Source organism: Thermosipho sp. (in: thermotogales), assembly GCF_020054775.1.
GTDB lineage: Bacteria > Thermotogota > Thermotogae > Thermotogales > Fervidobacteriaceae > Thermosipho > Thermosipho africanus.
This window is the reverse complement of the sequence record NZ_JAIHAP010000059.1, coordinates 1-11,671: the sequence shown is the minus strand read 5'-3', so window position 1 is coordinate 11,671 and position 11,671 is coordinate 1. Positions and strand designations below refer to the sequence as shown.

At 31.4% G+C, this 11,671-nt stretch carries 15 protein-coding genes and 2 pseudogenes; 12 read left to right on the top strand and 5 right to left on the bottom strand.

All coding sequences use genetic code 11. The annotated features are described in order from the left end of the window. Positions 1 to 224, bottom strand: a 224-nt coding sequence (locus JG780_RS08685) for a transposase (RefSeq protein ID WP_287570156.1), incomplete at its 3' end; no start/stop codon positions are given. Positions 225 to 350: 126 nt separating this feature from the next. On the opposite strand from JG780_RS08685, the pseudogene JG780_RS08680 reads away from it, so the two are divergent. Next, positions 351 to 614: pseudogene (locus JG780_RS08680) on the top strand (methyl-accepting chemotaxis protein). Here the strand turns inward: JG780_RS08680 and JG780_RS08675 are convergent. Further along, positions 577 to 744 (bottom strand): hypothetical protein, encoded by a 168-nt coding sequence (locus tag JG780_RS08675; protein ID WP_287570159.1) that lies wholly within the window; start codon positions 742 to 744, stop codon positions 577 to 579. The pseudogene JG780_RS08680 and the gene JG780_RS08675 sit on opposite strands and share 38 nt — an antisense overlap. A gap of 17 nt (positions 745 to 761) precedes the next feature. On the opposite strand from JG780_RS08675, the gene JG780_RS08670 reads away from it, so the two are divergent. Then, positions 762 to 929 (top strand): hypothetical protein, encoded by a 168-nt coding sequence (locus JG780_RS08670; RefSeq protein WP_157782467.1) that lies wholly within the window; start codon positions 762 to 764, stop codon positions 927 to 929. Positions 930 to 1,110: 181 nt separating this feature from the next. Here JG780_RS08670 and tsf read toward each other — a convergent pair whose 3' ends face one another. The 3 genes from tsf to pyrG are packed head-to-tail and all read right to left on the bottom strand — an operon-like array spanning position 1,111 to position 4,015. Then, positions 1,111 to 1,701: a translation elongation factor Ts gene (gene tsf / locus JG780_RS08665; protein ID WP_012579917.1), complete on the bottom strand. Its 591-nt coding sequence runs from the start codon at positions 1,699 to 1,701 to the stop codon at positions 1,111 to 1,113. Positions 1,702 to 1,725: 24 nt separating this feature from the next. Then, on the bottom strand, positions 1,726 to 2,442 hold the full coding sequence (locus JG780_RS08660; protein ID WP_287570151.1) for a histidinol-phosphatase HisJ family protein: 717 nt from the start codon (positions 2,440 to 2,442) through the stop codon (positions 1,726 to 1,728). Beyond that, entirely contained in the window at positions 2,435 to 4,015 is a 1,581-nt protein-coding gene (pyrG, locus tag JG780_RS08655; protein WP_114703152.1) for a CTP synthase, read from the bottom strand. The genes JG780_RS08660 and pyrG overlap by 8 nt, the downstream gene beginning before the upstream one ends. Positions 4,016 to 4,138: 123 nt before the next feature. On the opposite strand from pyrG, the gene JG780_RS08650 reads away from it, so the two are divergent. The 10 genes and pseudogenes from JG780_RS08650 to JG780_RS08605 all read left to right on the top strand — a co-directional run. Further along, positions 4,139 to 5,350 carry a competence/damage-inducible protein A gene (locus JG780_RS08650; RefSeq protein ID WP_004100987.1) on the top strand — a complete coding sequence of 404 codons (1,212 nt, stop codon included), beginning with the start codon at positions 4,139 to 4,141 and terminating at the stop codon, positions 5,348 to 5,350. Further along, positions 5,347 to 6,330, top strand: a complete 984-nt coding sequence (locus JG780_RS08645; protein WP_004100989.1) for a LacI family DNA-binding transcriptional regulator — start codon at positions 5,347 to 5,349, stop codon at positions 6,328 to 6,330. The genes JG780_RS08650 and JG780_RS08645 overlap by 4 nt, the downstream gene beginning before the upstream one ends. 21 nt (positions 6,331 to 6,351) lie before the next feature. Next, the gene (locus JG780_RS08640) at positions 6,352 to 6,993 is read left to right on the top strand and encodes an Mpv17/PMP22 family protein (protein WP_004100991.1); all 642 of its coding nucleotides are present in this window, start codon (positions 6,352 to 6,354) and stop codon (positions 6,991 to 6,993) included. Positions 6,994 to 6,996: 3 nt separating this feature from the next. Next, positions 6,997 to 7,443, top strand: coding sequence for an SRPBCC family protein (locus JG780_RS08635; RefSeq protein ID WP_004100993.1), 447 nt, complete (start codon positions 6,997 to 6,999; stop codon positions 7,441 to 7,443). A 370-nt stretch (positions 7,444 to 7,813) separates the two neighbouring features. Further along, positions 7,814 to 9,712 carry an ATP-dependent helicase gene (locus JG780_RS08630; RefSeq protein ID WP_287570146.1) on the top strand — a complete coding sequence of 633 codons (1,899 nt, stop codon included), beginning with the start codon at positions 7,814 to 7,816 and terminating at the stop codon, positions 9,710 to 9,712. Continuing rightward, a complete protein-coding gene (locus JG780_RS08625; RefSeq protein ID WP_287570144.1) occupies positions 9,709 to 10,338 on the top strand; it encodes a DUF72 domain-containing protein in 630 nt (209 codons plus the stop codon). Before JG780_RS08630 ends, JG780_RS08625 begins: the two co-directional genes overlap by 4 nt. Next, a complete protein-coding gene (locus JG780_RS08620) occupies positions 10,323 to 10,457 on the top strand; it encodes a hypothetical protein (RefSeq protein WP_353844462.1) in 135 nt (44 codons plus the stop codon). The genes JG780_RS08625 and JG780_RS08620 overlap by 16 nt, the downstream gene beginning before the upstream one ends. Continuing rightward, entirely contained in the window at positions 10,441 to 11,058 is a 618-nt protein-coding gene (locus tag JG780_RS08615; protein WP_004100997.1) for an RNA polymerase sigma factor, read from the top strand. The genes JG780_RS08620 and JG780_RS08615 overlap by 17 nt, the downstream gene beginning before the upstream one ends. Beyond that, a complete protein-coding gene (locus tag JG780_RS08610; RefSeq protein WP_012579921.1) occupies positions 11,055 to 11,360 on the top strand; it encodes a hypothetical protein in 306 nt (101 codons plus the stop codon). The genes JG780_RS08615 and JG780_RS08610 overlap by 4 nt, the downstream gene beginning before the upstream one ends. An 11-nt stretch (positions 11,361 to 11,371) precedes the next feature. Beyond that, positions 11,372 to 11,671: pseudogene (locus JG780_RS08605) on the top strand (hypothetical protein); the annotation flags it as partial.

Sequence of the window (11,671 nt, the reverse complement as noted above, 5' to 3'; positions counted from 1 at the left end):
GGAACCTTAGAAATATCAGAAATAATAGATTTAGGTCTTCCTTTTTTAGAATTGAAGACATTATCGTCATAACCAGATTCCTCATATTTTTTAACCCATCTAGAAAAGGCAGATTGAGAAATATTATATTCGGAACAAATATCGTTTTGAGATTTATCAGAATTAAGGTATTCCTTAACAACTTGAAGTTTAAAATCAGAAGAATATTTTTCCCTTTTTCTCATATAAAACACCCCTTTCATCTCTTTAATTTAATGATATCATTTTCTTATTTTTTCTCCAAATTTTCTATGGGGTGATTACGACAAGCAAAAGAAAGAGGAGAGAAAACTGCTAATATAGTTGACAATTTGAATGAACAAGCAAAGAATATAGGACAAATATTTGAAACAATCAATTCAATAGCAGAGCAAACAAACTTGCTCGCTTTAAATGCAGATATAGAAGTAGCAATAGTGGGGTAGTCCGGAATAGGATTTGATGTAATTGCAGATGAAATAAGAAAACTTGCAGAAGAAAGTAAAGCAGCAACAAATCAAATAGAACAAATATTAGGACAGATAAGCCAAGGTGCAATTAACGCAGATAAGCAACTAAAGATGTCGTTAAGCTAGTTGAAAATATTAATATAAAATCAGAAACAGTAGTAGAACAGTTTGATAAGATTACAGACAAAGTAACAAGAATGTCAACAGAAATAGAAAGCTTAGCAGCAAGTTCTGAAAAAACAGGGAGCAGCAGCACAAGAAATAAGTAGTGCAATGGATATGTCATCTCAATCAATTTTAATGATAGCACAACAGATAGAAGAAATGATGGAAGCTGTAAAACAACTTGCATATGCAAGCCAAGACATAAGTGTATCTTCTCAAGAATTAACCGCTTTAGCAAATAACCTAGTTGAACAGGTAAAAACGCTTAAAGTTTAAAAATTCTTTTTAAAAAAAAAAACAATAGTTATAATCCAAAGTAAATCTCCCCATCCTAATAATCAAGGACGGGGAGATTTATTTGTTATAATCAACTCCTAAGGTTTAAACCTTTATAAAAATTTGTGTTATATTAAAACAATCTTTAAAATATATTTTTTTTGTAAAGTTAATTTTGAAATTATTCACCAACTGTATATTTTACAAATCTTGAAACTCTTATGTTTTCTCCTATCTTTGCAATAGATTCTTTAATTAATTCTTCAACGGTTTTATCTTCATCAAATGCAAATTTTTGTTCATACAAACAATTTTCTTCAAAGAATTTGTTTAATTTTCCTTCTACGATTTTTTCAATAACATGTTCTGGTTTTCCAGAATCTTTTAATTGGTCTCTATAGATTTCTTTTTCCTTTTCAATAACTTCTTGTGGGACATCTTCTCTTCTTACCCATCTTGGTGACATTGCTGCAATGTGCATTGCAATTTTGTTACCTAGTTCTTGGAAGTCTTCTGTTCTTGCAACAAAATCTGTTTCACAATTTAATTCAACTAAGACACCAATTCTTTTGTTAAAATGAACGTAAGCTGCGATAATTCCATCGCCAGTTTCTCTTGAAGCTTTCTTTGCTGCCTTTGCAATACCTTTCTTTCTTAAGATTTCAATAGCTTGTTCCATATCTCCATTTGCTTCTTCAAGTGCCTTTTTACAATCCATCATTCCAGCACCTGTTCTATCTCTTAATTCCTTAACAAGTTTTGCATCAATCATACTTTCTCCTCCTCCTCTTTATTTTTAGACAATTTTCTCCATATCCCATTTTCCATCATTTAATACCATTATATATTCAAAACCCAAATCTTTCAAATTACCTAAAGTATCATAAATACCTCTTCCTACATCTTCCAATCTGTGAGCGTCAGAACCTATTGTAACATATTTTCCACCAAGGTCTCTATAAAGTTTTAAAATATCATACGAAGGGTTTGGTTCACCGTATCTGTATATTGCAGAAGTATTAACTTCTAATATCTTTCCTTCTTTAATAATTTTCTTAAAAATTTCCGAGATCAATGGATATAATTTTTTTGAAAATGGCTCATTATTTTTTACAAACCTTCTAGGAAAATCAAGATGACCTAATACATGAAAATCATTGACAACTTCGATTATATTATACAAATCCTTTAAATAATTTTCATACATCTTTTGAATATCATCATACTCCTTATACGCATGGTATGATAATATAACAAAATCAAATTCTTTTAAATCTATGTCAATTTTTGATTTACCATCCCATCCAAACTCTACTCCAACTAAAAGTCCATATTTTTTCATTGCTTCTTTATAGCTTTTTACATCAAATTTAAAGTTATGATCCTTTTCAACTGCCTCGTAATGATCCGTAATTATAACCTTCAAATTCTTTTCTCTTGCATATTTTACAATATCTTCTACACTTGAATTTGAATCTGGAGAAAAATTACTGTGTATATGATAATCAATCATTTATTTTGCCTCCTGCGGCCTTTACTAACCACTTAAAAATAGGGTGAGGTTTTCCAACTTTTGATTTATATTCTGGGTGATATTGAATACCTACAAAGAATGGATGATCATCAAGTTCAACTGCTTCAACAAAATCAGATCTTGCTGATATTGTTAGTTTATAACCTTCTTCTCCTGGATTTTTAAATAATTGAGGAAATGCTTCTGCATCAACTTCGTAGCGGTGTCTGTGTCTTTCATACACAACCTCTTGTCCATCATAAATTCTACTTAAAAGAGTTCCTTTCATAATTTGTGTCTTTTGTGCACCTAGCCTCATTGTCCCACCAAGATTTAATACCTCTTTTTGTGATTCCATCATATTGACTACTGGGTATGGGGTATTCTCATCAAATTCTGTAGAGTTTGCACCTTCTAATTTTCCAACATTTCTAGCAAATTCTATAGCCATAAGCTGCATTCCAAGACAAATTCCAAGAATTGGTTTTTTATTTTCCCTTGCATATTTTATTGCTTTTATCTTTCCTTCTATTCCTCTTCTACCAAACCCTCCTGGAATAATCAATGCGTCAAAATCATCTAAATAGTTTTTGATTTGCTCATCCGTCATATCTTCAAGTTCTTGTGCGTCAATAACTATAGGTTTTTGAGCACCTGAAAGATATATAGATTCAATTATACTCTTGTAAGCATCATCTGTTCCCAGATATTTACCAACTATACCTATTTTCAAGAGTTCAAAAGACTTGGGATAACTCCAATTAAAACTATCATTTATATCAAGACCAAGCTCTTTAGCGATTAATTTGTGAAGATTCAAAGAATGAAGAACATCTGGAACTTCATATACATTAGATGCATCTGGAAGATTTATAACTCTATTTCTTGGAACTCCACTAAACAAAGAAACTTTAAATAAACTATTTGCATCTATAGGCATTTCTGTTCTAACTATAATAGTATCTGGATGGATACCTATCCTTCTTAGAAGCTGAACAGATTGCTGAGTTGGTTTTGTCTTAAACTCGTTTGTGGTTCTTAAATATGGAACGTAAGTTACATGCACAAAATGAAATTTTTCTCTTCCAATTTCAAAAGCAAGCTCTCTAACTGCTTCTAAAAAAACTTCTCCTTCTATATCTCCAACAGTCCCGCCAATTTCAATCACAAGTAAATCGCCATCCATAGTCTTAATTCTATCTTTTATCTCGGATGTAACATGTGGAACTATCTGAACAGTTGAACCTAAATACTTCCCTTCTCTTTCCCTCTTTATTACAGAATAATATATCTGTCCAGCTGTTATATTATTTTTTCTTGAAACATTAATTCCAAGAAATCTTTCATAATGTCCAAGATCAAGATCTGCCTCATATCCATCATCAGTTACAAATACTTCTCCATGCTGATTTGGATTCATCGTACCAGCATCGACATTTAAATATGGATCAATTTTTAATATATTAACATTTACCCCACTGTCTTTTAATATTCTCGCAAGAGATGCAGAAAATATACCTTTACCAATTCCGCTTAATACCCCACCTGTGACAACAATAAACCTTTGAGGCATATTATCCCTCCTTTTATTTAGATTTTACTATTTTTTGTTATAATTCGTGTTTCTTTAAAGTTACAGCTTCTATTTTTTTGTGGTATCATATATTTGGAAACGTTCCAAAAAAGAGGTGAAACTATGAAAACTGCATCAATAATAGCAATTGGTAATGAACTTGTCGAAGGAATTATAGTAGACACAAATTCAAAATATATCTCAAAAAAGCTCTTAGAATACGGCTATAAAACAAAAATTATCAAAACCCTTCCAGATGATTTAGATTTGCTAGTAAAAGAAATAAAAGATTCTCTTGAAACAACCGACCTTGTAGTAACAACTGGCGGACTTGGACCAACGGAAGATGATTTAACACGTGAGGCTGTTTCAAAAGCTCTTGAAAAAAACCTTATTCTTGATGAAAATTTATCAAAAAAAATTATTGAAAAGGCAAAAAAGTTTCACAGTTATGTACCGAAAATAGTAGAAAGACAAGCGATGGTAATTGAAGGTGCTACAGTCTTAGAAAATCCAGTTGGTACAGCACCAGGAATGCTTTTAAAAACTCCAAAAAGTACAATTTTAATACTTCCCGGTCCTCCTGTTGAAATGATACCTATATTTGAAAAGGCACTAAACCTCATCGAAAAAGAAAATAAAATTTACCAAAGAAGAATTAAAACCATAAATATTCCAGAAGCAGTTCTTGTAGAAAAATACAAAGATATAATTTACAAGTATAAAGAGGTAAATGTAGCGACAATGGCAAGTCATACTAGCGGTGTAGAATTAAGATTTACAGGTGAAAAAGCACTTGTAGATGAAATAGTTAATATGTTAAGTGAAAAACTTAAAGATTATATTTATGCTTTCGATGACAAAACTATTGAAGAAATAGTATTTGAAAAGCTGCTTTCAAAAAATAAAACCGTCTCATTTGCAGAATCATGTACTGGTGGACTTGTTTCCGCCAATTTTGTAAATCTTTCCGGAGTTTCAAAAGTTTTTAAAGGCTCAATTGTTGCATATTCTAATGAAGTAAAACAAAAACTCTTAAATGTCAATCCAAAGACACTCGAAAAATTTGGAGCGGTAAGTAAAGAATGCGTAGAAGAAATGGCAAAAGGAGTAAGTAAATTATTAGATACAGACTACTCAGTTGCAATATCAGGAATCGCTGGTCCTACAGGCGGTACAAAAGAAAAGCCTGTTGGTACAGTATGGATCTGTGCATACTCAAGGGAAAATGACATATTCATGACTGAAAGATTTTACTTTAAAGGAAACAGACAAACAATTAGAAATCGCTCAACTTTACACGCATTTGATATGTTAAGGAGGATATTAAAATGAAAAAAAGAAGTGTTACTATAAAAGATGTTGCAAGAAAAGCTGGAGTTGGTGTTGGAACAGTATCAAGAGTTATAAATAACAGTCCACACGTTAATCAAAGAACAAAGGAACATGTGCTAAAAGTAATACAAGAACTCGGCTACATGCCAAACCCACATGCAAGAAGACTTTCAAGTGGACATACAAAAATAATTACAACAATATTTCCACAAATGGTTGGAGAATTTCATCAACTACTACTTTCTGGTATAGATGAAATTTTTGAAAAAGAAGGATACACATCATTTGTCTATCCATTATACAGTGAAAATAGATACAAATTTGTAAGGGAAAGTTCTGACTTTGTTCTTGGAACCGATGGAGTTATTATAGATGCACTAAATGTTGATAGACTTCTCCAACAATATATACCAAAAAACGTTCCTGTTGTTTCCGTTGAATTTGATTCTGAAAAGTATGACTCTGTTATCATTGACAACTTTTACGGCGGTATGATAGCAGGTGATTACCTTTCAAATTTTGAAGGAGATATCTTTGTAATTACTCATAGAAGAAAGTCAAAACTAGAAAGTACCGTTTTCGAAGAAAGGGTAAGTGGCTTTATTGAATCTGTAGAAAAAAAGGGCAGAACCATAGAAAGGATCTTTGAAATTGAATTAGATTGGCTAGAAGCTTTTAATGTTGCAAAAGAAATATTTACTCGCTCTAATAAGGTTATTATTTTCACTACAACCGATTATTTTGCCTTTCCAGTAATAGAATTTGCAAGAATAAAAGGTTTTGTACCAAAGAAAGACTTTCATCTGTGTGGTTTTGACAACCTCACACTCTCTAATATCTTAAATATTACAACTATAAAACAACCAATAGTTGAAATGGGAAAAAGTGCAGGAGAATTACTTTTAAGAAGAATTAAAGGTTTTACAAGAAAAAAACAAACTGTTGCATTTAAGCCTGAGATAATAATAAGAGAAACATAGTAAATAGAAAAGGAGGATTATATGAAAAAAGGAGATTTTATATGGTTAGGACTATTTTCACTAATAGTTTTTCTGCTCGTCTTTAAACCAACACATCAAGTTTACATTGCATTAAACAGAGCCCATCCTTACTTTATGGGATTTTTAAAGGTTTCCATACTTGCAACCATGGGTGAACTACTTTCAATAAGGCTTCAAAAGGGAAAATATTTAAAACCATATGGTCTATTCTACAGATTCTTGGTATGGGGTTTTCTAGGTATGTGTTTTGTTCTTGTGTTTGAACTTTTTGCAAGCGGAACAGATGTGGTAATGAAAAAAGGACTTTTACCTGGAAATAATAAAATTCTCCATGCATTTTTCACAAGTGCATTAATGAATCTAATTTTTGCACCAACATTTATGGCATTTCACAGAATTACCGATACGTATATAGACCTTGGAAAGGGAAAAATCGCTAATATATTTTCAATTAAATTTTCAAGTGTAGTAGATTACATAGACTGGCAAAAATTCTTTGGTTTTGTTATTTTAAAAACAATACCATTTTTCTGGATTCCGGCTCACACTATAACTTTCCTTCTTCCACCTGAATATCGCGTTTTAACAGCTGCAATGCTATCGATAGTACTTGGAGTATTGCTTTCAATTAGAAAGGGGTAAAAAATGTTAAAACTGCCACCAATGAAGTTTGTAGAATACATAAATGCTCCAAAAAATAAAGTTTGGAAAGTTTTTGTAAACGAAAACGGTTGGGATCCATGGTTTACAGATGGTATGAAAATGGAAGTTAAAGATGGTGGAAAGATATCCTTTAGATGGAAAAGACTTACCAACGGTGAAGTTGTAACTGATAATGGATATACTGTTGAAATAATTCCCGAAAAACTTTGGGAGTTTTGGTGGTACGAATACGAAGACGGATTTAGAAGCAAGGTTACTATGAAATTTCAAGAAAGTGTAGATGGCGGAACATACATAACGATAATAGATCATACATTGGTAAAAAATACTGATGAGCTTGAAATTAGGTACGGATGTGCTTTTGGTTGGGGTCAAATGTTAACTCTTGCAAAGGCTTATATTGAAAAAGGTTTAATACTTATTGGTTAAAAATTTGGAAAGTTATATTACTACATATTGGTATTTGGAAAATAAATCACACTATATATAGTTTTTCTTACCAGCGGTAAGAAATTTTACTTACAAAAATGAGAATTTCTTACCACCTAATTTAAAACGCAATTGAATCGATTATAATATTTAAGACAATGTATAACTTCTTACCATTAAAAGTACTGAAAAAACTATACTTTTAAAACTTATTTCCAGGCGGTGGTTAATTTTCTTTCAAAAATTTGGAAAGTTACAAATCAAATATTCATGCCAAATAAATGCAATTTTTTCAAGATAACTTTCCACTTTTTTAGTATATATTATTATTACTACTAAAAAATAAATAATAAAAGAAAGGAATGAAAAAATGATAGATTTTAAAGCCGAACTTGACGATGAACAATATGAAGCGGTCGTAAACTCGAAAGGAAAAACACTTGTAATCGCAGGACCAGGAAGTGGAAAAACAAGGGTGATAACATACAAAATAGCCCACTTAATATCTTCCGGTGTAAAACCTTCTGAAATACTACTTGTTACATTTACAAAAGCAGCAGCAAAAGAAATGCTACAGAGAGCAAAACTTGTTTCACGTTCTACACTTGATGGAATCACTTCAGGAACATTCCACCATATATGCAATTTATTTCTAAGAAAATACGGAACAATAATAGGACTAAAACCAAACTTTACAATACTAGACAGTGAAGATGCAAAAGATGTAATGGAAAGTGCAAGAAGTCAAATAATTCCAAAATCTGAAAGCAAAACTGTTCCAAATGCAAAGCAACTATTAATCATAAACTCCTATATGAATAACACTCTATGTTCTCTAAGAGAAGCTATTGCAAAATACAATCCAAGATATCTAGAACAAGAAAGCTTAATAGAACAGATCCTAATAAAATATCAACAAGAAAAAATGCAGCAAAATTCGGTTGACTATGACGATCTTTTAATTAACACCTTACAAATTCTATCTACCAACAAAGCAATTAGATTAAAAGAATCAAACAGATATAAATGGATACTTGTTGACGAATTTCAAGACACTAACATAGTTCAATTTCAAATTGTAAACTTACTTTCAGAAGTACATGGAAATCTCATGGTTGTTGGAGATGACGCACAAAGTATATACTCGTTCAGAGGTGCGCGCTTTGAAAATGTACTTGACTTTCAAAAAGAGGCAAAAATATTCAAGATTCAAACCAACTATAGAAGCTCACAAGAGATAGTAAACCTTATAAATGAAATGCTTCCAAAAAACTCCATACACAAAACGTTGCGTGCAAAAAGAAGTACAGGAGTAAAACCATTTTTAGTACAGGTGTTTGACCACTACGACGAAGCTGATTTTGTGGCAAATGAAATACTAAACTACAACAAGCAAGGTGTCTCTCTAAACGATATAGCCGTACTTTATAGAGCCCATTCTCACTCACTTGAACTTCAACTTGAACTATCAAAACATGGTATACCATTCAAACTTTATTCTGGTCTAAGATTTACAGAAACAGCACACGTAAAAGATTGTCTTGCATTCTTAAAAGTTTCTGTAAACTATGAAGAAAAAATATCCTGGATAAGATTACTAAAACTTGCAAAAGGAATAGGAAAAATAAAATCAAACAATATATCTGAAAAACTTGCATCTAAAGGACTAGATGCATTTAACGAGATCAAAGAAAAAAGCTCTGACTTTAACAAAATAAAAGAAATCATATTAAAATCACAAGAAATTAAAAATCCAGGGGAAAGAATTAAAATTTTCTATGAGGAATTCTACGAGGAAAAGATGGAAGAAATATTTGACGATGCAAGGGACAGAAAAGAAGACGTAGTAAGACTAATAGAAATGGCCTCATTCTATGAAACACCTGAAAACTTTCTATCTGATATACTTGTAAGTGAAAGTTATGAGATAGCACAAGAAGGTAAATCTGATAAGGAAACCGAAAAAGTAACTTTAACAACTGTACACCAAGCTAAAGGTCTTGAATGGAAAGTAGTATTCATTTTAAGTGTAAATCCAGGGGATTTTCCACACATAATGAGTTTAAAAGATGGAGCATTAGACGAAGAAGAAAGATTGTTCTACGTTGCAATTACTCGTGCAAAAGATTTTCTCTATATAATCTACAGCGCTGGAGGTTCATCAAGAATCTTTTACGGAAATGATTACATTATTAGACGTGGCAAAAGCTTTATTGATGATATTCCATTTCATCTTGTTGAACACCTAGAATATGGAGTTGGAAGATGATATACGTTGGTACTAGTGGATTTCAGTTCGATGATTGGATTGGTAAAGTCTATGATCCAAACATAAAGAAAAATGAAATGCTAAAATATTACATAGGTAAATATAAATTTAACACCGTGGAGTTAAATTATACCTACTACAAGATGCCTGGATTTAGGACGATAGTATCACTGCTAAGAAATACTCCGCGTAATTTCTACTTTTCAATAAAGTTATACGGGAAAATTACACATGAACATGATCTTTCATATGTAGATAAATTCTTAGATGCCACAAAACCAATGGTTGAAGAAAAAAGACTTATTGGATATCTTGCACAGTTTCCTTTTTCTTTTAAAAGAACCGATGAAAACGAAAGATTTCTCTATAAAATTTCAAGAAAGTTCAATAATCTGTTTGTTGAATTACGGCATATTTCTTGGATTGATTTTAATACTGATGATTTTGAAATAGTTACTATTGACCAACCACCACTAAAAGATTTCTTACCATTTGTTGTAAAAGCAAAAGAAAGGTTGTATGTAAGACTCCATGGAAGAAATAAAATGTGGTTTGAAGAAGATGCAAAAAAAGGTATAATTACAAATATTCAAGGCAAGAGCTTGTTAAAATATACAAAGATATAAAAGACTTTGAAGGTCCAAAATATGTATACTTTAACAACTGCTATGAGGGAAAAGCCCTTTTAGACGCTTTAGAATTTAGAGAGATTTCAGGTGGTGAAATGCTTGAATTTTTCAAATGAACATTCAAATAAAAGGGAAGGTCAAATAGTGTGGAGCGATGAGAAAAATTTTATAAAAGCTTTAAAAAAAGGGGAAGAATGGGCTTACAGAAGACTGTATAGAGAGTATGCTCCAAAAATTGGTGCGTTTGCAAGAAGTTATTTTGGAACAGATGATGTAGATGATGTTATCCAAGAAGTGATGCTGAGAATATACAAGGGTATTAAAAAGTTTAAAGGAGATTCTTCTCTTTCAACTTGGATATATAGAATCACAGTAAATGTATGTAATACACTGTATGAAAAATACAAAAAGAAAAATGAAAAAACTTTCAGTGTTGAAAATAACAACAGTGAAGATGATGTGGAAATAGATATTCCAGATAAAGAAACGGACGTCCAAAAAGAAGTTACCCAGGAAATTTTATATGAAAAGATTCTAAAAGCACTTGAAAAACTATCCGAAAAAGAAAGGGTATTAATTAGGATGAGAGATATTGATGGACTTTCTTACTCAGAAATTGCAGAGATTCTAGGAATACCGGAAGGAACGGTGAAAAGCAGATTACACAACGCACGAGAGAAGTTTAAAAAGATACTTGAGGAGGAAGGTATAGCATGAACGAGGAAAAGTACAAAGAAATAATATCTATTGTTAAAATTGAGACAATGTATAAACCAGGTGACCTACTTGAAGATAGAATAATAAAAAGTATTAAGAGGAAAAGACTAATGAGCAGATTGAAAAAGTCATCCTTAGTCTTGATCATAGTTGGAGCTGCTGTAACAGTTTCATTTTTCACGTTTGACATCAAAAGACCTCAGAATCAACTTTATACGTATGAACAGCAACAAAGTCAAGATTATGTAGTAAAAGATTTTGAACCAATTTTAAATATAAGCCTTGTAAGTGATGGATTATAAGAGGTGAAATTGTGAGAAAATTATATTCTTTTTCCTTTTTACTATTTGTTTCTTTTATTTTTGCTATTAGTTATCATGCTCTAAGACTTACTTTTGAATATAACGAGGACAAATTACAGATGGTTAGATACGAAGAAGTTTATTACAGGGACGGAGATAAAATAGTTTTTGTAAAGGTTCCAAAAAAGGTTATTTGGGTAAAGCTTGGTGAGCGTTATTATATTGGAGAAGGAACAACTTTAAAACTTTCTCCTCCTATCAAGGATTTAGAAGATATTTTTTATCAGTACCTTTCATACCACAAAATATCT

Excerpts from the sequence above, each read along its gene's own strand:
- JG780_RS08650 (WP_004100987.1), top strand. The coding sequence starts at position 4,139 with ATGAAAACTGCATCAATAATAGCAATTGGTAATGAACTTGTCGAAGGA.
- tsf (WP_012579917.1), bottom strand. The coding sequence starts at position 1,701 with ATGATTGATGCAAAACTTGTTAAGGAATTAAGAGATAGAACAGGTGCT.
- JG780_RS08625 (WP_287570144.1), top strand. The coding sequence starts at position 9,709 with ATGATATACGTTGGTACTAGTGGATTTCAGTTCGATGATTGGATTGGT.
- pyrG (WP_114703152.1), bottom strand. The coding sequence starts at position 4,015 with ATGCCTCAAAGGTTTATTGTTGTCACAGGTGGGGTATTAAGCGGAATT.
- JG780_RS08640 (WP_004100991.1), top strand. The coding sequence starts at position 6,352 with ATGAAAAAAGGAGATTTTATATGGTTAGGACTATTTTCACTAATAGTT.
- JG780_RS08645 (WP_004100989.1), top strand. The coding sequence starts at position 5,347 with ATGAAAAAAAGAAGTGTTACTATAAAAGATGTTGCAAGAAAAGCTGGA.
- JG780_RS08610 (WP_012579921.1), top strand. The coding sequence starts at position 11,055 with ATGAACGAGGAAAAGTACAAAGAAATAATATCTATTGTTAAAATTGAG.
- JG780_RS08660 (WP_287570151.1), bottom strand. The coding sequence starts at position 2,442 with ATGATTGATTATCATATACACAGTAATTTTTCTCCAGATTCAAATTCA.
- JG780_RS08635 (WP_004100993.1), top strand. The coding sequence starts at position 6,997 with ATGTTAAAACTGCCACCAATGAAGTTTGTAGAATACATAAATGCTCCA.
- JG780_RS08630 (WP_287570146.1), top strand. The coding sequence starts at position 7,814 with ATGATAGATTTTAAAGCCGAACTTGACGATGAACAATATGAAGCGGTC.
- JG780_RS08670 (WP_157782467.1), top strand. The coding sequence starts at position 762 with ATGGATATGTCATCTCAATCAATTTTAATGATAGCACAACAGATAGAA.